At 67.5% G+C, this 22,241-nt stretch carries 17 protein-coding genes; 9 read left to right on the top strand and 8 right to left on the bottom strand.

The features are described 5' to 3' along the window. Nucleotide 1: 1 nt before the first annotated feature. The 3 genes from purD to NR792_RS12505 are packed head-to-tail and all read left to right on the top strand — an operon-like array spanning nucleotide 2 to nucleotide 3,485. On the top strand, nucleotides 2–1,261 hold the full coding sequence (gene purD / locus NR792_RS12515; protein WP_375760277.1) for a phosphoribosylamine--glycine ligase: 1,260 nt from the start codon (nucleotides 2–4) through the stop codon (nucleotides 1,259–1,261). Continuing rightward, entirely contained in the window at nucleotides 1,258–2,370 is a 1,113-nt protein-coding gene (locus tag NR792_RS12510) for an LptF/LptG family permease (RefSeq protein WP_375760276.1), read from the top strand. Before purD ends, NR792_RS12510 begins: the two co-directional genes overlap by 4 nt. Further along, complete coding sequence (locus NR792_RS12505; RefSeq protein WP_375760275.1) at nucleotides 2,367–3,485, top strand: LptF/LptG family permease; 1,119 nt, start codon at nucleotides 2,367–2,369, stop codon at nucleotides 3,483–3,485. The genes NR792_RS12510 and NR792_RS12505 overlap by 4 nt, the downstream gene beginning before the upstream one ends. A gap of 93 nt (nucleotides 3,486–3,578) precedes the next feature. Here NR792_RS12505 and NR792_RS12500 read toward each other — a convergent pair whose 3' ends face one another. From NR792_RS12500 to NR792_RS12490, 3 genes are all read right to left on the bottom strand, one after another. Beyond that, complete coding sequence (locus tag NR792_RS12500) at nucleotides 3,579–4,754, bottom strand: acetate/propionate family kinase (protein ID WP_375760274.1); 1,176 nt, start codon at nucleotides 4,752–4,754, stop codon at nucleotides 3,579–3,581. Next, a complete protein-coding gene (locus NR792_RS12495; protein ID WP_375760273.1) occupies nucleotides 4,751–7,111 on the bottom strand; it encodes a phosphoketolase in 2,361 nt (786 codons plus the stop codon). The genes NR792_RS12500 and NR792_RS12495 overlap by 4 nt, the downstream gene beginning before the upstream one ends. Before the next feature lie 165 nt (nucleotides 7,112–7,276). Further along, nucleotides 7,277–8,746 (bottom strand): MDR family MFS transporter, encoded by a 1,470-nt coding sequence (locus tag NR792_RS12490; protein WP_375760272.1) that lies wholly within the window; start codon nucleotides 8,744–8,746, stop codon nucleotides 7,277–7,279. A 163-nt stretch (nucleotides 8,747–8,909) separates the two neighbouring features. On the opposite strand from NR792_RS12490, the gene NR792_RS12485 reads away from it, so the two are divergent. From NR792_RS12485 to NR792_RS12475, 3 genes are all read left to right on the top strand, one after another. After that, nucleotides 8,910–10,187: an O-antigen ligase family protein gene (locus NR792_RS12485; RefSeq protein WP_375760271.1), complete on the top strand. Its 1,278-nt coding sequence runs from the start codon at nucleotides 8,910–8,912 to the stop codon at nucleotides 10,185–10,187. A gap of 166 nt (nucleotides 10,188–10,353) precedes the next feature. Next, nucleotides 10,354–11,040: a DUF3472 domain-containing protein gene (locus NR792_RS12480; RefSeq protein WP_375760270.1), complete on the top strand. Its 687-nt coding sequence runs from the start codon at nucleotides 10,354–10,356 to the stop codon at nucleotides 11,038–11,040. A 30-nt stretch (nucleotides 11,041–11,070) separates the two neighbouring features. Further along, complete coding sequence (locus NR792_RS12475) at nucleotides 11,071–11,928, top strand: GNAT family N-acetyltransferase (RefSeq protein WP_375760269.1); 858 nt, start codon at nucleotides 11,071–11,073, stop codon at nucleotides 11,926–11,928. Nucleotides 11,929–12,039: 111 nt separating this feature from the next. Here NR792_RS12475 and NR792_RS12470 read toward each other — a convergent pair whose 3' ends face one another. Then, nucleotides 12,040–13,437 carry a hypothetical protein gene (locus tag NR792_RS12470; RefSeq protein WP_375760268.1) on the bottom strand — a complete coding sequence of 466 codons (1,398 nt, stop codon included), beginning with the start codon at nucleotides 13,435–13,437 and terminating at the stop codon, nucleotides 12,040–12,042. A gap of 188 nt (nucleotides 13,438–13,625) precedes the next feature. Here NR792_RS12470 and NR792_RS12465 point away from each other — a divergent pair, with 188 nt between their 5' ends. After that, nucleotides 13,626–14,411 (top strand): hypothetical protein, encoded by a 786-nt coding sequence (locus NR792_RS12465; RefSeq protein WP_375760267.1) that lies wholly within the window; start codon nucleotides 13,626–13,628, stop codon nucleotides 14,409–14,411. A gap of 207 nt (nucleotides 14,412–14,618) precedes the next feature. Here the strand turns inward: NR792_RS12465 and NR792_RS12460 are convergent, their stop codons facing one another. From NR792_RS12460 to NR792_RS12445, 4 genes are all read right to left on the bottom strand, one after another. Beyond that, nucleotides 14,619–15,713: a hypothetical protein gene (locus NR792_RS12460; protein ID WP_375760266.1), complete on the bottom strand. Its 1,095-nt coding sequence runs from the start codon at nucleotides 15,711–15,713 to the stop codon at nucleotides 14,619–14,621. Nucleotides 15,714–15,783: 70 nt separating this feature from the next. Continuing rightward, the gene (locus tag NR792_RS12455) at nucleotides 15,784–18,078 is read right to left on the bottom strand and encodes a patatin-like phospholipase family protein (protein WP_375760265.1); all 2,295 of its coding nucleotides are present in this window, start codon (nucleotides 18,076–18,078) and stop codon (nucleotides 15,784–15,786) included. An 8-nt stretch (nucleotides 18,079–18,086) separates the two neighbouring features. Then, complete coding sequence (locus NR792_RS12450) at nucleotides 18,087–18,344, bottom strand: hypothetical protein (RefSeq protein WP_375760264.1); 258 nt, start codon at nucleotides 18,342–18,344, stop codon at nucleotides 18,087–18,089. Continuing rightward, complete coding sequence (locus NR792_RS12445; protein ID WP_375761610.1) at nucleotides 18,341–19,399, bottom strand: glycosyltransferase family 4 protein; 1,059 nt, start codon at nucleotides 19,397–19,399, stop codon at nucleotides 18,341–18,343. Before NR792_RS12445 ends, NR792_RS12450 begins: the two co-directional genes overlap by 4 nt. A 95-nt stretch (nucleotides 19,400–19,494) precedes the next feature. On the opposite strand from NR792_RS12445, the gene NR792_RS12440 reads away from it, so the two are divergent. Both NR792_RS12440 and NR792_RS12435 read left to right on the top strand, forming a co-directional pair. Then, entirely contained in the window at nucleotides 19,495–20,625 is a 1,131-nt protein-coding gene (locus tag NR792_RS12440; RefSeq protein WP_375760263.1) for a glycosyltransferase, read from the top strand. 220 nt (nucleotides 20,626–20,845) lie between these two features. Beyond that, complete coding sequence (locus NR792_RS12435) at nucleotides 20,846–22,240, top strand: undecaprenyl-phosphate glucose phosphotransferase (RefSeq protein WP_375760262.1); 1,395 nt, start codon at nucleotides 20,846–20,848, stop codon at nucleotides 22,238–22,240. Nucleotide 22,241: the final 1 nt, after the last annotated feature.

Genomic DNA, 22,241 nt, shown 5'->3' with positions numbered 1-22,241 from the left:
CGTGAAGGTCTTGTTGCTGGGGTCGGGCGGCCGCGAGCACGCGCTCGCGTGGAAGCTGGCCCAGAGTCCCCGTCTCTCTCGGCTCCTGGTGGGCCCGGGCAACCCGGGCACGGCGCGGTGGGGCACCAACGTGCCCCTGCAGGCGGACTCGCCGGAGGCGGTGGTGTCGCTGGCGCGCCGCGAGGGCGTGGACCTGGTGGTGGTGGGCCCGGAGGCGCCGCTCGTCGCGGGCGTCGCGGACGCGCTGGCGCAGGTGGACATCCCGTGCTTCGGCCCCGTCGCGGCGGCCGCGCGCATCGAGGGCTCCAAGGCCTTCGCCAAGGAAGTGATGGAGGAGGCGGGCGTGCCCACCGCGGCCTTCCGCGTCTTCACCGACGCGGCGGAGGCGGAGGCGTACGCCGTCGCGCAGGGCCGCATCGTGGTGAAGGCGGACGGCCTGGCCGCGGGCAAGGGCGTCATCGTCGCGCCGGACGCGAAGTCCGCGCGCGACGCCGTGCGCGCCGTGGCCCAGCTGGGGCAGGCGGGCCAGCGGATGGTGCTGGAGGAGCTGCTGGAGGGCGAGGAGGTCTCGCTGATGGCCCTGTGCGACGGCGAGCGCTACGTGCTCCTGCCGCTGTCGCAGGACCACAAGCGCGTGGGCGAGGGCGACACGGGCCCCAACACCGGCGGCATGGGCGCGTACTGCCCGGCGCCGTTCCTCACGCCGGCAGAGCTGGCGAAGGTGGGCGAGCAGGTCATCGCGCCGACGCTGGCGGTGCTGAAGAAGCGCGGCACGCCCCTGCGCGGGGTGCTGTACGCGGGGCTGATGCTCACGGCGTCCGGCCCGAAGGTGCTGGAGTTCAACGCGCGCTTCGGGGACCCGGAGACGCAGGTCCTGATGATGCAGGTGGACGAGGACCTGCTGCCGCTGCTGGACGCCTGCGCGAGGGGCGCGCTGGAGCCCCGGCCGCTGAAGCAGTTCCCGGGCGCGTCGGTGGGCGTGGTGCTGGCGGCGGAGGGCTATCCGGACGCGCCGAAGAAGGGCGCACGCATCGAAGGGCTGGACGCGGTGCCGTCCAACGCGCCGGTGTTCCTGGCGGGCGTGGCGAAGCAGGACGGCGCGCTGGTGACGGCGGGCGGCCGGGTGCTGACGGTGTGCGCTCGGGGCGACAGCCTGGCCACGGCGCGCGAGCGGGCCCTGTCGGCCGCGGACGCCGTGCGCTTCGAGGGCAAGCACTTCCGCCGGGACATTGGCGCGCGGGGGCTGCGGGCGCGGCCGTGAAGCTGCTGGCGCGCTACCTGCTCAAGGAGCTGCTCGTCCCCCTGGGCGTCTGGGTGGCGTTCATGTTCCTGCTGCTGTTCGTGATGCAGTTCCTGCGCGGCACGGACGTGCTGCTGGGCTCGGCGGTGACGCTGAGCGACCTGGGGCGGCTCATCGCGTACCTGGCGCCGCACTTCCTGGTGATGGCGCTGCCCATCGCGTTCCTGCTGGCCATCCTGCTGGGGCTGGGGCGGTTGGGTGAGGACCGGGAGCTCACGTCGCTGCAGGCGCTGGGCATCAGCCCGCTCCAGCTGCTGGCGGCGCCGCTGGGCGTGGGCATCGCGCTGAGCGCGTTCATGGTGCTGCTCACGTCCACGGTGGAGCCGTGGGGCCTCACGGGCGTGAAGGAGCTGGTGGGCGAGGTCATCCAGAAGAACGTCGCGGGCGACGTGAAGTCCGGCGTCTTCTACGAGGACCTGAGTGACCTGACGCTGTACGCGCAGAAGGTGGCGCCCAAGGGCGGCGGGTGGACGAACGTGCTCCTGCACGACGACCGCGACCCCAGCTCGCCGCTGCTGGTGCTGGCGCACAAGGGCAGCGTGGGCACGTCCGAGCGGGGCGAGGCGCTGCGCATCGAGCTGAAGGAGGGCGAGGTGCACCGCGCCAACCGCTCCTCGGTGGATGCGAGCGTCGTCGCCTTCGACAAGGCGGAGATCAACGTGGGGTTGGGCGGGTCGTTGTCGCGGCGCAACCGGTTCCGCTCGCCGAAGGAGGAGCTGACGCCGGTGGAGCTGCTGGCCGCGGCGAAGGACGCGGAGGAGCGGAGAGAGGATGCACGCCCCTTCCTGATGGCGCTGCACAGCCGGCTGGGCAACGCGGTGGCGCCGATGGCGTTCGCGCTGCTGGGCACGCCGCTGGCGATTGGCCGCAGGCAGTCAGGCCGCGCGTGGGGCTACCTGCTGACGCTGGGCGGCTACGTCCTCTACTACCTGCTCAGCCGCGCCTTCGAGCAGATGGGCCAGAAGGGGCAGCTGCCGGTGCTCGTCGCGGGGCAGCTGGCGAACGTGCTCTTCATGGCGGTGGGGGCGTTCGCGCTGTACCGCGTGACGCGCTCGGGGACGGTGCGATGAGGGGCACCCTCTTCGGGTACGTGGTCCGCTCGTACGTGCGCTACACGCTGGGCATCCTGGCGGGCGTGGTGGCGGTGTTCCTGGTGGTGGACTTCGTGGACCGCGCGAAGGCCTACGGGGGCGAGGGCTGGGTGTGGGACGTGCTCAAGCTCTACGGCTACAAGGCGCTGGTGACGGTGCAGCAGCTGGGCCCGGCGGCGCTGCTGCTGGCGGCGGGCACGACGGTGTCCGCGCTGCGCAAGAAGGGCGAGGTGACGGCGCTGCGGGCGCTCACCTTCGGGCCTGCGGCGCTGTACCTGCCGGTGGGCCTGTGCGCGCTGGTGGCGTGCGTGGGGCTGGTGGCGTTCGACGAGACGGTGGCCGCGAGGGCGGGCCGGCGCGTGGATGAAATCACCACGCAGCGCTTCAACCGGTGGGGCGACTGGCGGATGTACTACACGCCGAAGCAGTGGTTCCGGCGCGGCGACGCCATCTTCTTCCTCCGGGGTGGCAACGCGCAGGAGGGCTTCGAGAACGTCTCCATCTTCACGCTGACGCCGGAGTTCAAGCTGCGCCGCCGCGTGGACGCGGGGCGGATGCGCTCGCTGGAGGGCACGCGCTGGGAGCTGACGGACGTGGTGGAGCGCACGTTCACGGAGGACGGGCGCACGTCGGTGACGCAGCAGCCCACCGCGGAGTACGAGCTGGGCGTGGGCGCGACGACGTTCCGCATCCGTCCGGGCCGGCCGGAGCAGATGCGCCTGGGAGAGCTGGGCGAGCAGATTGTCGCGCGAGAAGAGGTGGGGCTCGCGACGAAGGCCTTCCAGCTCGCGTGGCACAACCGCTTCGCGTACCCGCTGGCGGGGCTGCCGGCGGCGCTGCTCGCGGTGGGCCTGGCGCTGCGGACGAACCGGCGGGGACACCTGACGGCGGCGGTGGTGGAGGGATTGCTCATCGCGGTGGCGATGTGGGGCCTGATGGTGGTGTCCCGCACGCTGGTGCTCACCGAGCGCCTGGCGCCCGCCGTGGCGGCCTGGATGCCCACGACGCTGCTGACGATTGTCGCGGCGGCCCTGTGGCTGCGCCGCGAGGGCCTGCTGCACCTGCCGCGCCGGAGCGTGACGCGGCAGGCCTGAGCCCCGGAGGCACCTGCCCGGGGCCGGCACGGTCGAAACCTGTCCGACAGTCGGACAGGTTCGTGCCGTGCGCCGCGGAAGGTGGAGGCGCCCTCACCCGCGAAGGAGCCGGCGCGTATGCCGGGCGAGCTGAAGCTCCTCGTCGCTCGGCAGCACGCGCACCGGACACGGTGATGCCTCGGTCGTGATGACCTCCGCGCTCGCCTCGTTCCGCTGCGCATCCAGCCGGATGCCCAGGTGGCCCAGCCTCGCGCACACGTCCTGGCGCACCCGGGCGCTGTTCTCCCCGATGCCCCCCGTGAACACGAGCAGGTCCAGTCCGCCGAGCACCGCCGCGTAGGCGCCCACCGTCTTCGCGATGCCGCGCGTGAAGACGTCCAGCGCCAGCGCCGCCGCCGCGCTGCCCGCCTCCGCGTCCCGCGTGAGGGCCTGCATGTCGCTGGTCCCCTCCGACAAGCCCCGGAGCCCGGAGTCCTTGTTCACCAACGTCTCCAGCGCATCCGCGTCCAGCCCGCCCGAGCGCAGCAGGAACAGCAGCACGCCCGGATCCAGGTCACCGGTGCGGGTGCCGCTGGGAATGCCTCCCGTGGGCGTGAACCCCATCGACGTATCGACGGAGCGCCCCTGCTCGAGCGCCACGAGGCTCGCGCCATTGCCCAGGTGCGCCACCACGGTGCGCGCGGGCACCTGGGGCGCAAGCCTCGCGACGATGGACTCATACGACAGGCCATGAAAGCCATACCGCTGCACGCCCTGGTCCCGCACGGAGCGGGGCAGGGGGAACGTCGAAGCGACCTGGGGCAGCGTCGCGTGGAAGGCCGTGTCGAAGCAGACGAACTGCGGCACGCCCGGGCACTGGCGCTCCGTGGCCCGGATGAGCTGGAGCGCGGCGGGAATGTGCAGCGGTGCGAAGTGCGTCGCCGCTTCCAGCGCCTTCATCACCTCCGGCGTCAGCGCTTGGTGCTGGCGCAGGTGGGGACCGCCATGCACCACCCGGTGCCCGATGGCCCGGGGCGTCTCTCCGCCCAGCTCCCTCAGGTGCCGCACGGCCTCGCGGAGGGCGTCCTCCTGCGACGGATGGCGCACGTCCAGCGCGCGCACCTGCTTCCCCGCGCCGTCCTTCACGACGAGCCGGCCCTGCTCCGCGCCAATGTGGCTCGCGCTGCCCTTGAACAGCACCGCCTCCTGTCCGTCCTGCTCGACGTAGAGGCCGAACTTCAGCGACGAAGAGCCGCTGTTGATGACCAGCACCGCGCCCGGGTCGCTCATCGCGCGGTCCACTTCCAGTCCGCCACCTCGGGCATGTCCTCGCCGTGCTCCGACACGTAGAGCTTGTGCCGCTGGCGCACCTCGGAGAAGCGCTGCTCCGCGTCGTCCAGCCGGTGCCTCGCGGCCTTCGAGTGCCGGATGGCGCTCAGCGCCAGGGTGAAGCGGTCCATGTCGTTGAGCACCGTCATGTCGAACGGCGTCGTCGTGGTGCCCTCTTCCTTGAACCCGTGCACGTGGATGTTGCCGTGGTTCGCCCGGTTGTACGTGAGCTTGTGCACGAGCGTCGGGTAGCCATGGAACGCGAACACCACGGGCTTGTCCGTGGTGAACAGGCGGTTGAAGTCCTCCTCGTTGAGCCCATGCGGATGGACGTGCACGGGCGCGAGGGTGAAGACATCCACCACGTTGACCACGCGCACCTTGAGCTCCGGGGCCCACGTGCGCAGCAGCGTCACCGCGGCCAGCGTCTCCATCGTCGGCACGTCGCCCGCGCACGCCATCACCACGTCCGGGTCGCCGTCATCATTGCCGGCCCAGTCCCAGGCCCCAATGCCCGCCGAGCAGTGGCGCACGGCGCTCTCCATGTCCAGCCACACCGGCGCGAGCTGCTTCCCCGCGATGATGAGGTTCACGTAGTTCTTCGAGCGCAGGCAGTGGTCCGCCACCGACAAGAGCGTGTTCGCGTCCGGCGGCAGGTAGATGCGCACCGTGTCCGCCTTCTTGTTCGCCACGTGGTCGATGAAGCCCGGGTCCTGGTGGGAGAACCCGTTGTGGTCCTGCCGCCACACGTGCGAGCTGAGCAGGTAGTTCAGCGACGCGATGGGCTTGCGCCACGGCAGCTCCCTGGCGCTCTTGATCCACTTGGCGTGCTGGTTGAACATCGAGTCGATGATGTGGATGAACGCCTCGTAGCAGGAGAAGAAGCCGTGGCGTCCGGTGAGCAGGTAGCCCTCCAGCCAGCCCTGGCAGAGGTGCTCGCTCAGGACCTCCATCACGCGGCCGTCGGCGGAGAGGTGCTCGTCCGTGGGCTCCTGCTTCGCGTCCCAGCTCTTGCCGCTGACGGCGTAGACGTCCTGGAGCCGGTTGGACGCGTTCTCGTCCGGGGCGAACATGCGGAAGTTCTTCGTCGCCAGGTTGAGCCGCATCACGTCCCGCAGGTAGCCGCCCAGCACCCTGGTGGGGCTGACCTGCCTGGAGCCGGGCACGCCCGGGTCGATGGCGTAGTCGCGGAAGCCCGGCAGCGCGAGCGGCACCAGCAGCTGCCCTCCGTTCGAGTGCACGTTGACGCCCATGCGCAGCCGGCCCTTGGGCGCGATGTCCGCCAGCTCCTCGCGGAAGGTGCCGTTCGCGTCGAACAGCTCGCGCGGGCGGTAGCTGTGGAGCCACGCCTCCAGGATCTTCAGGTGCTCCGGGTTGTCGCGCACCTCCTCCAGCGGCACCTGGTGGGAGCGCCAGGTGCCCTCCACCGGCTTGCCGTCCACCACCTTCGGGCCCGTCCACCCCTTGGGGGTGCGCAGCACGAGCATGGGCCAGCGCGGGCGCGTGGGGTCGTTCTTCTCGCGGGCGTGGCGCTGGATGCGCGTGATTTCGGCGTAGAGCGTGTCGAGCACCTCCGCCATCCGCTGGTGCATGTCCTTCGGGTCGTCGCCCTCCAGCACGTAGGGCGTGTAGCCGTAGCCCTTGAAGAGGGCCTCCAGCTCGTCGGCGTCAATGCGCGCGAGCACCGTGGGGTTGGCGATCTTGTACCCGTTGAGGTGCAGGATGGGCAGCACCGCGCCGTCGGTGATGGGGTTGATGAACTTGTTGGAGTGCCAGCTCGCGGCGAGCGCGCCGGTCTCCGCCTCGCCGTCGCCGACGACGCAGGGGACGATGAGGTCCGGGTTGTCCAGCACGGCGCCGTACGCGTGGAGCAGCGAGTAGCCCAGCTCGCCGCCCTCGCTGATGGAGCCGGGGACCTCCGGCGCGTCGTGGCTGGGGACGCCGTAGGGCCAGGAGAACTGGCGGAACAGGCGCTTCATGCCGTCGCGGTTGCGCTCGATGTTGGGATACAGCTCCGTGTAGGAGCCTTCGAGGAACGTGTTGGCGATGATGCCGGGCGCGCCGTGACCGGGGCCAATGAGATACATCATGTTGGCCCGGTGGTTCCGGATGATGCGGTTCAGGTGGACATAGATGAAGTTGAGGCCGGGTGTGGTGCCGAAGTGCCCCAGCAGGCGCGGCTTGATGTCCTCGCGCGTGAGGGGCCGCTCCAGCAGCGGGTTGTCCTTGAGGTAGATCTGCCCGACGGACAGGTAGTTCGCCGCGCGCCAGTAGGCGTCAATCTTCCCAAGCTCCTCGTCACTCAGCGGACCCGCCATCTTTCATCTCCCGAGGTGAACGTCGTGCAACCCCCGGGAGGACCAGACTCCAGCCCGCACGCGCCGCGCAACGTGAATCCTCGGCACAATGACAGACGCATGACATGCCGCCGGGAGCCCCGTCGTCCCTGGACAGGACCCGCGACGCTCCGCACGCCCCCGGCGTCAGTGGGAGGCGGGCACGTCGGACATGTTCACCGGCGTGGTGATGCGCTTCACCTTGGGGAAGAACAGGCCCGCGATGAACGCGGCGATCATCGCCGAGCACATGATCCAGAAGTTGATGGACAGGCCCGTGTTCAGCGCACTGCCAAGCGATTCGAGGATGGCGGGAGCCAGGCCGCGCCCGTGCTCGGGGCCGAGCAGCTCCGTGGCCGCGCTCACGGGGACGTTCGGGTCCTTCATGAGCTGCGACACCAGCACGCCGCCCATGACGCCCACGCCCAGGGAGCCCCCGATGGTGCGGAAGAACATGCTGCTGGCCGTGGCCACGCCGCGAAGCTCCCAGCCCACGGTCGTCTGCACGGCCACCATGGTCGCCATGGCGGCGAAGCCCAGGCCAATGCCAAACAACCCCATGGCGATCTGCGGCACGAACATGGACGCCCCCGGCTTGAGCAGGAACGCCATCAGCGCGGTGCCAATCGCCGCCAGGCCCAGGCCGCCGACGATGAGCGGCCGGAAGCCGGTGCGGACCATGAGCCTGCCGCCGATGAGGCTCGCCAGCGGCCAGCCGACAATCATGGGGGTGATCATCCCGCCCGCCATGGTGGCCGATCCGCCGAGCACGCCCTGCACGTACAGGGGCACGTAGGTGGTCGCGCCGAACTGGGCGGCGGAGAAGAGGGCGCCGGCCAGGTTCGAGATGGCGATGGTGGGAATCTTGAAGATGCTCATCGGGATGATGGGCTCCGCGGCGCGAAGCTCCACGAACACGAACGCGGTGAGCAGCACGGCGGCGATGGGAAGACCGAGCAGCGACCGCCCGGAGCCCTGCACCCCGAACAGCAGCGCCACGACGCCCGCGGACAGGAGCGCCGCGCCCGCGTAGTCGAGCTGCGCCCGGGCCTTGCGCTGGACCTGCTCGTGGAAGAACGCGACGAGCAGCACCATGGACGCGATGCCGATGGGGATGTTGATGAAGAAGATCCAGTGCCACGTGAGGTACTTCACGATGAGGCCACCGGTGAGCGGGCCCGCGAGGCCGGCGATGCCCCACACGGCGCTGAAGGCGCCCTGGACCTTCCCGCGCTGCTCCAGCGTGTAGATGTCCCCGATGATGGTGATGGCGATGGGCTGCATGGCCCCGGCGCCCAGTCCCTGAAGCACGCGGAAGGCGATGAGCATGTTCATCGACGTGGAGAGGCCGCACGCGATGGAGGACAGCAGGAACAGGGCGGAGCCGAAGAGGATGATGGGCTTGCGGCCGTAGAGGTCGGCGAGCTTCCCGTAGATGGGGACGGTGATGGTGGACGACAGCATGTACGCGGTGAAGACCCACGCGTAGTGCTGGATGCCGCCCAGGTCGCTGACCACCGTGGGCATGGCGGTGGAGACGACGGTCATCTCCAGCGCGGCCACGAAGAGGGACAGCGCCAGAGCCAGGGTGGTGAACGGTCGGTGGGTGGTGCGCATGGCGGAAGGGGGACCCGGGAAAGGCCCCTGGGTAACGCGTGCCCGTCCGGACCGCCAACGTCAAGCGCGTGAAATGTAGCGATGGGCGCCATCGTCGGGGATTCCAGGTCCAGTCCGCGAGCGCGGGGGCTCGCGAGGTGGGATAGGGTCCCGCGCGCACGGCATGGTCACGGATACCAAGACGATCGATTCAGGGCGCTGGCGGACGGCGGTCGCCGCGGTGTTGGGGCTCTACGCGCTGGGGCTGGTGCTGGCGGAGGCGGTGCTCCAGGCCGGAGCCATCCTGGCCACGGCGCTGGCCCTGGCCCTGGCGGTGACGAAGCGGCTGAGGCTGGAGAAGGACGTCAGGGCGTTCGTGCTGGCGAGCGTCGCCCTGTGTGTCTGGCAGCTCCTCTCCCCGGCGGTGGCGCTGATGACGGGGGCCGCGACGAAGTGGCCCAGGGGCGCGAGGTACGGCCAGGCGCTGGACACGGTGGCGGGAGCGGCGGTCGCGTGCATCGGGACGCTGGGAGTGCCCTGGTTGATGCTGGGAGGCCTCATCGCGGGAGGCTGGCTCACGGCGGCGGCCCTGGGGTTCTTCCAGCACCGCGTGCCGTGGCCCTGGGAGCCGCCGAAGTTCACGAAGCTGAACCTGGCGCGCCTGCACGAGAACTTCGGCACGGAGGAGCACCCGAGGTACGCGGCGGGAGGCTTCTTCTTCCACCGGCTCAGGTTCGCGCACGGAGCGATCGCGGTGCTGGGGCCCGCGCTGGCGGTGATTGGCCGCTCGAAGGTGACGCGGCGGCGGGTGCTGGCGGGAGTGATGGTGCTGGGGCTGCTGCTGTCCATCTACGCCGCGTTCGCGCGCGCGGCGTTGGGCGCGGCGCTGGGCGTGTGCGTGCTGGCGCTGCTGCTGTTGCTGCGGGGGACAGCGAGGAGGGCGGGGCTCGGGGTGGCAGTGGCGCTGGTGATCGCGGTCCTGCTGACGCCCGCGTGGCGGGAGCGGTTCGGCAAGGCGGTGGACAACCTCTTCGGCAGCGGAGAGCGCTCGCTGGCGATGTCCGTGGGCTGGCGTCTGGTGCGCGAGCATCCGCTGGTAGGTGTGGGCTTCGGCAATCACAAACCCGCGGCCCTGGCGACGCAGGCGGAGACGGGCATCACGGACCTGCTGGCCACGGACTCCCACAACCTCTGGCTGACGGCCTGGGCGGAGACGGGGCTCGTGGGGCTGGTGTTGCTGGCGGCGATGCACGGGCTCCTGGCCCGGGCGCTGGTGCGAAGGCATCGCGCGGGTTCGATTCCGGCCACGGGAGCCCTGCTGTCCTTCGTGGGCTTCCACGTCCTGGCCCTGGTGCACTACCTGCCGTTCCACCCCAGCGTGCACCTGTCGTTCATGCTCATCTGGGGCCTGGGGCTGTGCGGGTACGGCCAGGACAGTCAGGAATCAGTAAAACCCGGGTAGTTGGAAAGGAATGCCTTGACGGACGTGGGTGGACTGGCCAGAGAGCGGCGCCATGACCCGATTCCTTCGAGTGCTGACTCCCTTCTGTGTGGGTTCCCTCCTTGCCTGTGGAGGGACTGAGCCGCGGGCTGAGACAGAGACGCTGGCGACCACCTCGCAGTCCCTGGTGAAGGTCAACCAGACGTATTCCTACTGGGACGTGCAGAATGTGCCGGCCCAGGGCCTCTACAACTTCGACCTGACCATCTTCCCGTCGAACGACCCGGCCGCGGACGCGACCCACGTCGCCCCCTGGTACTTCTATGCCGCGCAGTTCGCCTTCAAGACGGGAGGCGACGCGGGGTACATCGGCATCCAGACGGACCCCAACGGGAAGCGCGCCGTGTTCTCCATCTGGGGAGCCAATGGCGCGACGTGCTCGAACGTGGCTGGCGCCATCTGTCAGCCGTTCTCGCACGAAGGGGTGGGGTACCAGACCCTGGTGCCCTTCAACTGGGTGGCCGGGCAGTACTACCGCGTCCGCGTCTGGCAGAACGGGGCGGACGCGGAAGGGGAGTGGTGGCTGGGCGTCATCATCAATGACAGCACCCAGACGGAGACCGTCGTTGGCCGGATCCGCGTGCCGTGGGGCCGCAACTGGCTGAGCGGCTCCATCATCAACTGGGTGGAGTGGTACGGCCCCGGCACGGAGAACTGCACGCAGCTCACGTCGTCCACGGTCTACTTCGCGCCGCCGAAGGGGAACGCCGGGACGCTCACCGCGCCGCCGCCCTACAACACGACGGGTCAGGGGCCGTGCGCGTCGGACGTCAGCGTGTATGGTGAGTGGATGCGGCACTACAACGGCTGGTGAGCCGCGGACCGGAGGCGTGTGATGGAGCCCATGGCTGTCACCGAGATCGGGGCACGTGAGTGGGAGTCACAGGAGTTGCTCTGTGACTACGTGCCCCAGGTGTTCCGCCGTGCGGACTTCCGCCGTTGGCGCGCATGGGGGGAGTGGAACGACGACTACCGTGCGTTCGCGCTGATGGAGGCCGGACGCGTGGTGGCCAATGCCTCCGTGATGCGGATGCGCCTGCTGTTGGAGGGGCGCGAGGCGACCGCCTACCAACTGGGCGCCGTGGGGTGTCTGCCGTCACATCGAGGGCGAGGACTGGCACGGGTGGTCATGAACGCCGCGCTGGACGCGTGTGGGGATGCGCCCGTGCTGCTCTTCGCCAACCCCAAGGTGCGCCAGTTCTACCCGCGCTTCGGGTTCCAGCCACAACTGCAGACGCTGTTCGCGGCCACGTACGACGCCGTGCCTGAAGGACCACCCGTGCCCACGCTCAATCTGGAGGACGCGGCCGTGCGCGCAGGACTCGCCGCGCTCTCCAGCGAGGGATTGCCCTCCACGGAGCGCTTCGGAGCCAGGGGCTACGCGACAGTGGCGAGCTGGCACGTGGCCAATGGCTTCGCGAGGCCGCTGCGCCAGCTGGGAACGGACGCCTGGGTGTTCGCGGGAGTCGAGGGAGGCACGCTCTACCTGGACGATGTCTTCGCCCGGGAGCCCTTCGACCTGCGCGCCTGGATCCCCCGGTTGATTGACCAGCCCATCCGGTCCATCAGCTTCGGCTTCACCCCGGAGCGCTACTGGCCGGATGCGGTGGTCGCCGGTGAGGACACGGAAGCGGACCTCTTCGTGCGCAACCTGCGTCTCCCGCAGGAGGCCCACCGGTTCCCCGTGCTGGGACACACGTAAAGGTTGGCTGGGAACTCCTTGTAGCACCTATCGAAGGTCAGTTTCTGGCCGAGCGCATGCACGGAGTGGTCCCCGGGCTCTTGCTGGCTTTGGGGGAGCGGCATGGTCGAATCATGGCTTGATCTTTTTTTGTTGTTTTTCATATTTCGTCCGTTCGAGATCTTTGCATCTCTCTCGGAGCGTCTGGTATTTGTCGTTCAGCACGCTGAGTTTTTTCTCTAATTCTGCTTTTGCAGTCTCAAGTTGCCGAATTCTCGCCTGCCGCTTGATGGCGCGCAGTCTTAATTGATCAATGTCGGCTGTCTTGTTGTTCTGGGATAATTCCAGGGTCGTCTGGTAGTTCTTGATGAGCAGGTCGTCGAGAGAGTCATCATCCTCATCGCTTGGGTATCTATCGTCGGCGATGGAGAAGAGCTGGGTAAGATGCTCCTCTTTCTTGCGTTTGCCTTTCGCCACGGTCTTGTTGCCGACCACGTCAGCGTGAAGCATCTCCCTTGCCCGGTTGGTTCGTTTTGTGTTGGAAATAAAGATGTTGAGGTGAGCGTCTATGGACCGCCTGTTGCGCTTGAGTTGATTGAATTTTTCAACTGCATCCCCCAGCCCGGTCCCATCCTGAAGAGAAACTGAGTTTTCGATGCCCATGGGGTTCTGCTCATCGAACTTCGGGCCGAAGATGAAGCTCTGCGAGAGATGCTCGCGTCCCTTCTTGTCGTTCTTCAAGAGCTGATTGCAGGTCTTGCAGGTCAATACCAGGTTGGAGACGTTGTTGAAGAACAAGAGCGCGCCCTGTGCGCTGCCATGCCAAACGCCATCACTCGCCTTGAAGAACAAGGAGTCGAACCTGGCGCCGTCAAAATTACCCGCCAGGGAGTCTTGGATCTTCTTCTTGTAGGCATGTTCGTTCTTGTTGAGAAGGGATTCGATATTCTGGAACCACTCCCCAATTTCCTTCGAGGTGATCACATGGTCGCTGTCGAGGGTGTATGTTTGAAACCACTCGTGGCAGTAGCTGCAATAGGTTCCTGACGTCTGGACGCGATCCCCCGTCATGGGCGAGATCGTCTCGAAGTCATACATCAAGTTGCTGTCGATTCGCTTTTCGATTTGCGCGACTCGCTCATTGCCGGTCGTTTTCGAATTGGGCTTGTAATCGAAGGCGCGAGTATCGGGTGTTGGAACGGGCACGAAGTCGGGCCGCTTCATTTGCCCGGCGGGTCCGGTAGCGAACGGTTTCGCCTTGCGTGCTTGCTGTCCGCCGTAGTCTTGGACGGCTGACGTGATTTCCAGAAAGGGAGTCATGGTGCGCGCCAAGACGAAGCACGACTCGTAATCAGATTTGACGTAGCATTTTTGGCCGTTGCTGCTGACGGTGAAGTGTTTTTTCATGACGTCAACGACCGTGAGGGTTTTGCCCTTGGTTAATGTAATATTTTTTGTTGGGGGGAGCAGGCTTGTGGATGCTACGACGTTGTCGTTGAGGTAATACAGTTCATCCGGGATGAGTGGCATGGCTCTAGCTTAATCTTCCCCGGCAGGCCGTGCATCGTCTGACCTCCACGCACCTCGGAGCCGACTCTGAAGGTCGGTGAGGTCAATGGGACCCAGATTGCGAGGACTTCCCGAGTAGTGCAGAGGCCTTGCCTCGCGAGTCACGTGGCTGGATATTGAGCGCCCATCTTCCCACCAGGAGGCGTTCAATGGCATACCGCAGCGAGCAGCTTGCCCTGTACCTCAATCTGGCGGCTTCTTGCCTGGACGAGAGCAATGGGTTCCTGTCATGCCTCATCGACACTCCGACGAAGATCACCCGGCCCAGTGGCAATCACGAGGAAACCCAATGCCTGGCCATGCCAGGAACCCTATGGATCGCCAATAACGACGACGGCGACACAGATGCACAGCAGGAGCTGCTGGACACGCTGGGTATTGATACGCATGATGCGCTGGTTGCCCATGTCGATGCCTACCAGACCCTGGTCTTGAAGCATCATGCAGGGAAGCTCACCCGACAGAACCTCCCATCCGGGAAGCAGAAATACCTCTACGACCTCGCAAGCCTGGATGGAGCGATTCCGGACGAGAAGCCAGCGGTCACTCCCTTGCCGGAACGGACGGCAAACAATGTCAGCTACAGCCTTTCATCGAGCAAGCCGCCCCCAGTCAGGGGGATCGTCTTCATCAAGGGCGCCTATACGGGCAGCGACAGACCCCATGGCAACATGCATGCGGAGCAGAAGCTGCTGGCTGCCCTGCACAAGTGCTACTCACGAGCACTCTTCAAGGGCGTCCACGTTTTCGGGTGCAAGGTCGCCTGCACGACTTGCGCTGCCGTCCTCAAGACCGCGAAGCAGCGACTCGCTAGCAAGGGAGTCGCTCTCAAATACGAAGATCCGATTGCTGAAAGGATACGCCTCGCAGCAGGCCTGCCTCAGGTGAATCCCGGTAACATCCGGGATCTGGACTTCAGTACGTACTTCACTTGAGTGTCGGAAGTCTCCGCTGTCATCCTCCTTGGGACTGACAGCCCGCTCGCAGTCCGCAAGAATGGGCAGCCTGGCGATTCTTGACGTCCAGACGTTCCTGTCAATGCAAGGCTGCCAACCGCGCAAATGTCTTGATCCTCAGCCTTGCCATTCTGTTGATGGTCGATAGCTGGCACTTCACGCAGACCGCCCGCGACTTTGGAAGTATCAGGGGCAGACCCGCTCGACCGACTTGATCCGCATGGCTCCGTCGACGTTCGGGTCGTTGGTCTGGTCGCCGATGGCGATGTTTCCGGTCGCCGCGAAGTTGTTCCGCGTGAGCTTCGCGACACCGTCGACGCTCACCGTCGCCACGTTGTCGGCATTCACCGCGAGTTCGTAGACGTGATACGCGCCATCGGTCACGGAGAACGCCGAGGACTGCGTGTCATCCGCCCAGCCAATCGCCGCGCTGTCCAGGTAGATCATCTGCGAGCGATCCGTGGAGTTGCCGAACGGCGAGGTGAAGCTCCCCAGGATGGCCGCGCCGCTGTCGAGCTGGTTGTGGGGGTTCGCCGACTCGACCTGCATCGTCACGCGGAGCTTGAATGGCTTCGCTGCGTCGAACGCGTTCGCCCGCGTAATGAGCAACTGCCCGCTCGTTCGGCCGCTGCTGGTCGTCGACGTCGCGAGGCGCACGTAGTCCTCACCGTACGTGAGGGTGTTCGGCGTCTGCGCGACCTGCGCCCATCCCTGCTCTGCGATGTCGCTGCCTCCGACCAGCAACGGAACGCTCGCGCGAGGCGTCCAGGTCGTCGTCGACGTCACTGGCGCGCACACTTCACAGTCATTCACCGGGTTCGGCGTACCCTCGGCGTAGAACGCGCCGTCGATGAAGCACTTCGGGCTGCACGCGCCGGCTGAGCAGATCTGTCCCGAGCCGCACGCCGTCCCTTCCGCGAGCGGGGTCCACGTGGTCGCGGACGTCACGGGCGCGCAGACCTCGCAGGCATTCGCCGCGTTCACTGCCCCGACCGCGAACTGCTCACCGCCGATCCGACAGACCGCGACGCAGAGGCCGCTCTGACAGGCCTCGATGGCCATGCAGGCCTGGCCGCACACTCCACAATGTGCCGGATCGGTGTCGGTGTTCACGCAGGAGTCGCCGCACTGCGTGGTGCCTTCGGTGGGGCACAGCTCCACTGACGCGTCGGGCACGGACGCGTCGGGAGTCTCGTCAGGGGAAGGGGAATCGTCATTGCACGCTGCGAAGAATCCGAGCACGACGACACAAGAGAGAGCGATGGAGCGAATGGAGAGCATGAATGTACGTGACTTTCACCCTGCGTCACGGATCGCAGGGGGCGCCATTCTGCTCATTCGCGGGGAGTTGTCAGAGTCCAAGCTCCAGGCCGATGCCCGGGGCCACGGACCAGAGCGTCTTCCGGGAGCTGCTTCCGGGGAACCACTCACCGACGACCTGGGCTCGGAGGAACTCCAGGAAGGTGATGCCCACGAGCGCCTGGACAACAGGCCGTGAGCACGCGGTCACGTGGCTGGCGCCTCCGTCCGTGCAGACGTTCGTCCCGTAGCCATCGTTCGCGCTGAACAACCAGCCAGCGCGAAGCGCAAGCCGGCTTTGTGAGAGGAAGGTCTGCTCCGCGCGGGGCTGGAACTCCAGTCCTCCCGTGAGGGCCACGCCGAAGGGGTCGCTGCTGCTGCCGGAGGAGAGGACGTCCTCGAGTCCCCGGAACCCGAGCGCACCCGCGAACCGGAGTCCGGACGACAGCGGCAGCGCGGAGGCCCCGACGCTCAAGCCCACCTCGCTCTCGGTAGGGCCCATCGTGACGTGCAGCGACAGACGCTGGGGCTCATAGCTGATGCTGTCCACCGCGAGCTTGCTGGCGAAACGGACCGTGGGCTTATCGGAAGGGGGCTGCGCCTCCGCGAGCCGAAGGGCGGCAGCTCCGAGTGCATGCCGGATCCGCAGGACCGCGAGATCCCCCCGGCCCTTCGGCACACCAAGGTCACGGAAGCTGAAGCCATAGGCCCCGAGCAGCCGCATTGAGTACGCCAGCTCGGATTCGTTTTCGCCCTGCTTCCATTTCGGCCATTCGCCAGGCTGGAGGCCGGGGACCCTGGGCGGTGGCTGTCCCGCGAGCGCGCGATCACAGTGTGTGTTGCGCCAGGCGCCAGCAGGGGCTGTCACCTCGGGCTTGCTGCAGGCGTCGTAGAGCTGATCCAGGGACATCTGCAAAAGCGCCCGAAAGTCCGCCAGCGCTTCGCCCTGACACAGCTCCTCCGCGCCCGGTGAGGCGTCATAGACGGCGCTCATGCAAGCGAAAGGCTGCCATCCGCCAAGGCCATCCATCGTCGTCGCGCGAGGCTTTTCCGAAGGCGTCCGCCCTTCCCGGAACGCGTCATCCATCATCCGGCGGGCGTCGTACATGCCCAGGTAGAAATCAAAGACGCGGAAGCTGGTTTCGAAGAAGCCCAGGAACGCGAACAGGGGCGCACCAGCCGCGGGGAAGTGTCGGCGCGGCAAGGTGAGGCGCTTGGCGATTTCCGGCTCCTCCTCCAGGAGCATGGCCAGTTCCTTCGAACGCGCTGTGTCCACGAAGGTGGCCAGGAGCTCCGCGAGTGTGGCGGGCAGGGAGGTGGGACCGGCCTCCGCCTGGGTAGGGGGCGTCACCGGGTACTCGGTGGCGTCCGGGTCGATGAAGGCGAACGCGATGCCCGGGGGCGTCGTGCGCACGTCGGGCTGGGGAACCGGGCGCCACTCCAGTTTGCCATCCGCTGTTTCGCGCAGACCATCGCGAGCGAGCCCCACGGCCAGACGGAGCGGGGTGTTGTCGAAGACGCCGCCGTCGATGAAGAGCTCCCGCCGTGCATCCGCTGGCAGGCACACCCCAGGCTTCGTGGAGGCGGTCGGTGCGCAGGTGCGCAGCGGCTGGGGCGGAAACGCGATGGGAAAGGACATGGACGCGAGGAGAAGCTCGCGCAGATGCGCGAAGGGGATTTCCCCCTGCTCGTCGGTCTCCAGCATCAACTCCAGCCGGCGGCCCTCGCGAGTCGTGTAGTTCGTCGCGCGAGGAGGACGTCCCGCCCCACGGCCCTGGATTCGAATGGCGAACTTCTCTTCAAGTCGCGGCAGGTCGAGCCGTCCATTCGCAGCCTTTAGGGCGCGAGGCGAGAGGCGCGTCGTCGAGACTCCGAGCACCACGTCGCAGGACGACTCCAGACCCCGGTTCCAAGCCTGTTCAATGTGGCCAGCGCGGCGTTCCAGTGCATCACGGGAGAAGACTCCGAGCGGCTGCGTCGAGGACGGGACGAACAGGTCGTTGAAGCCAATGGGGACCCAAATATCCCAGAACAGGGATTGGCCCGGCGTGGGGGCATCCACGCCACAGGTGGCCATCACCGCCAGCAGCGCGTTGAGGCTCCCCGCGGATGCGCCTGTCACGAGCCGCAGGTCCACCGCGCGCTCTCCCTGCGACGACGTCCCCGAGTAATACAGGAGTCCTGCCTCATACGTTCCCAGGGACACGCCGCCGCTCACGGTGAGCGACACGGCCTTCGGCGCTGCGGACTGGAGGGCAGGGAGGACCTGGGCACTCCCGGTCGAAGCAACCAGGAGCAGCATGCAGGTCATCAGGCCACGGATGCGTGACTTCGCCGGGTTGATCATGGAGCGTTTCATTCGCGCCGGAAGACCCGCTCGACGCCGGGTTGCTCGGGGCGCCAGTCTGCATCGAGCGCGTGGTCGATGACCTCCTTGACGAGGCCCGGAGAGATGACCGTTCCGTGCTCTACCCAGGTCACCATGCGCTGACCCTGCCCTGACTCCTGCTCCACGACGATGCCGAGCCCGGGCTCATCGTTCGGAGCTACAGTCCAGCGGTAGGACCTGCTCCCGACGACGATACGCCGAGTGCCTTTACGACGAAGAGTCATGGCCTTCCTTGCAGTGCTCGCCTGAAGACGCCGAGGGTCTGCTGAGCACATCGGTCCCAGGTGAATCGGGCCGCACGTTCCCTGCCCAGCTCAATCAAGCTCCGGCGCAGGTTTTCGTCCCTGAGAATCCGTAGCGTTGTTTCATGCCAGGACTTCGCATCGTCGGGCGGGACTCGCAGCGCCGCATCGCCCACGACTTCCGGAAGTGCTGTCGCATCCGCGGCGATGACGGGACATCCAGACGCCATGGCTTCTAGCGCAGGCAATCCAAATCCCTCGTACTTCGACGGCAGGAGCAGCGCCGTGGCGGCGCCGTAGAACAGCGGCATCTCCGACTCGGGCAGTTGCTCCAGGTCGATGACGTTCTCGTGAAGGCCCGTCTCATGCGCCACCGCGCCCTTGCCCGCGAGCAGCACCAGCGGCACCGGCAACTCCTCCGCGAACTTCGCCAGCATCGCCAGGTTCTTGAACGGCTTGGCATTGCCTACGACCGCGACGTACCGCTCCGGCAACTCATGCCGCTCGCGGAATGCCTGCGCTTCGCGCGCCGTGGGTGGTTCAAACCGTGAATCCACACCGTTGTGGATCACCTGGAACCGGTACGGCGACATCTTCAGGTACTTCCCCAGTTCCTCCCGGGAGAAGTCAGACACGGTGATCAACGCGGACGCCAGACGCGCCCGGGGCCCCACCACGGCCTTGTAATAAATCGCCTGCACCGGCGTGTACTGGTCCGCCAGCGCCAGGTGGTTCGCGTCGTGCAACGTGGCCACCAGCCGGCCCGGCCAGAACAGCGGCAACGAGAACGACGTCGCGTGGAACAGGTCCGGCTTCAGCTTCGTCAGCTCGTACGCCAGCAGGGGCTGCTCGGTCGGGGACAGGTACCCGGCCCTGGAACGGTGGAGCGGAATCTTCGGCGTCAGTTCTCCCAGGTCGTCCGGCAGGCCCTTCGCCGGGACCAGGGCGGAGAACTCCAGGTCCGGGGCCAGGGAGGGCAGGCGGCGCGCCAGCTCCAGCGCGTACCTCGCGATGCCGTGGAGCTGACCGCGCACCATTCTCAGGTCGAGGAGGACAGAAGGCACGCTCCCTGGCCTACCACACGCGGCCTTCCACCCGCACCGCCGCGCATCCAGTGCTAGAAGGCCCACCCGTGAAGGTCGCCCTCGTCCACGACTGGCTCGTCACCCACCGCGGCGGAGAGCGCGTCCTCGACGCCCTCTGCGAACTGTTCCCCAGCGCGGACCTCTACACCCTCATCCACCAGCCGGGCAGCCAGCCCGCGCGCATCGAGGACCGGCGCATCACCACGTCGTTCCTCCAGCACATCCCCGGCATCCACTCGCGCTACCGGCACTTCCTGCCGCTGTTCCCCCGCGCCATCGAAGCCCTGCGCATCACCGGCGACTACGACCTGGTCCTGTCCTCCAGCCACTGCGTCGCCAAGGGCATCCACGCCCCTCCCGGCGTGCCCCACCTGAGCTACGTCCACGCTCCCATGCGGTACATGTGGGACCTGTTCGACGAGTACTTCGGCCCCGGCCGCACGCGCCTCCCCGTCCGCGCCGCCGCCCTCGCCGTGCGCCCCTACCTCCAGCACTGGGACCGCGCCTCCACCGACGGCGTGGACCGCATCGTCGCCAACTCCCAGCACATCGCCGGGAAGATCCGCCGCTTCTGGGGCCGCGAGGCCTCCGTCGTCCCGCCCCCCGTGGAGCTCGACCGCTTCACGCAGGTGCCGCTCGAAAGGGGAGGGCAGGGCGGCTACTTCCTGTGGCTCGGCGCCTTCGCTCCGTACAAGCGCCTGGACGTCGCCCTGGAGGCCTTCCGCACCCTGGACACCCCGCTGTGGGTCGTGGGCACGGGACAGGAGGCCTCGCGCCTCACGTCCGGTCCGCTTCCGCCCCACATCCGCTTCCTCGGCAACGTGCCCGACAGCGCGCTCCCGTCCCTCTACCGCGACGCCCGCGCGCTCCTCTTCACCCCCGAGGAGGACTTCGGCATCACCCCCCTGGAGGCCCAGGCCACCGGACGCCCCGTCATCGCCTTCGGCAAGGGCGGCGCCCTGGAGACCGTCACGCCGAAGACGGGCCTCTTCTTCCCGGAGCAGACCCCCGCGTCCCTCGCCGCCGCCGTGCGCCAGTTCGACGCGTGGGAGGCCTCCTTCCGCCCCGAGGACGCCCGCGCCCAGGCCGAGCGCTTCGGCCGCGCCCGCTTCCAGCAGGCCATCCAGGCGGAAGTGGACGCCCTCTTGGGGCTGTCCAGGCCCTCCCCAGCAGTGTGACAGCGCTGTCCGCCCCGTCCCCACTTTCCCGAGGCCTGCCTGCCCGGCATGTCGGAGTGTGTCGGCTGCCCTGCGGTCCAACCGGTTGGATTCACGGGAAAACCCGTGGTAGGACGCCGCGGCGGGGGAGGGGCCCGGGCACCTGACGGTGAGCGGGGCAAGGGGTGCGTGTCTTGCATCCGACGGACGGTCTTCGTCTCCCCCGACAGGAGTCATCGCGGTGTTCGGTCGCCTGCAGCGCTTCTACACGTCCATCAAGGTCGCCGCCGACGCGGGGATGCTCGCGGTGGCGTTCGTGCTCGCGTACTTCACCCGCTTCAGCGGCGTGTTCCCCATCACCGAGGGCATCCCGCCCCCGGCCGAGACGTTCGTCTCCCTGGTGATGGTGCTCGTCATCTTCCCGGTGACGTTCCAGCGGGCACGGCTGTACGCGACCAACCGCGCGCGCTCGCACATGGGGGAGCTGTTCGAGCTCTTCAAGGCCACCATCACCGCGACGCTCGTCCTGGTGGCGGTGACGTACTTCATCCGCGAGCGCTACTCGCGCCTCACGCTGGCCATCTTCGTCGTCTACGCCTTCACGCTCATCGCGCTGTCGCGCATGATCATGCGCCACCTGCTCAGCGAGGTGCGCCGGCGCGGCTACAACCTCAAGTCCATCCTCGTCATCGGCGAGGAGGAGCTGGGGCTGCGCACCATCGAGACGGTGGAGAGCCACCGCGAGCTGGGCTTCCGCGTGACGGGCGTGCTGTCGCTGAAGGAGGAGAAGGTCGGCCAGTGGGTGGGCGGCGTGCGCGTGGTGGGCCACGTGGGCCAGGTGGAGGCCTACCTGGATGCCCACCCGGTGGATCAGGTCATCATCGCCGTGCCGCTGGAGGACCAGGCGCGGGTGAAGCCGCTGATGGAGCAGCTGGCGCTGCGCACCGTGGACGTCAAGGTGGTGCCGGACCTGTACCAGTACATCACCCTGTACGGCGGCCTGGAGGAGTTCGGCGGCCTGCCCATCATCAGCCTCCAGGGCGACCCCATGGACGGCTGGAGCCGCGTGGCCAAGCGCGCGTTCGACATCCTGTTCTCGCTGCTGGCCATCGCGGTCAGCGCGCCGACGATGGTGCTCACGGCCCTGCTGGTGCGCCTCACGAGCAAGGGCCCCATCCTCTACCGCCAGGAGCGGATGGGCATGGACGGGCGGACCTTCTCCATCCTCAAGTTCCGCACCATGCGCGTGGATGCCGAAGCGCAGGGGGCCACCATGGCGAGCGCGGTGGATGCGCGCCGCACGCCGGTGGGGACGTTCCTGCGCAAGTACTCGCTGGATGAGCTGCCGCAGTTCTTCAACGTGCTCCGGGGCGACATGAGCCTCGTGGGCCCGCGTCCGGAGCGGCCCGTCTTCATCGAGGAGTTCAAGCGCCAGATTCCGCGCTACCACCTGCGCCACAAGGTGAAGGCGGGCATCACCGGCTGGGCGCAGATCAACGGCCTGCGCGGCCAGACGTCCATCCAGAAGCGCATCGAGTACGACCTGTACTACATCGAGAACTGGTCGCTCCTGATGGACCTGAAGATCCTCCTGCGCACCGCGCTGGGGGGCTTCCTGTCGAAGAACGCGTACTGAA

Source organism: Corallococcus exercitus (genome assembly GCF_042231735.1).
Lineage (GTDB): Bacteria > Myxococcota > Myxococcia > Myxococcales > Myxococcaceae > Corallococcus > Corallococcus exercitus_B.
The sequence above is the reverse complement of the archived record's forward strand: the minus strand, read 5'-3'. Positions and strand labels throughout refer to the sequence as shown.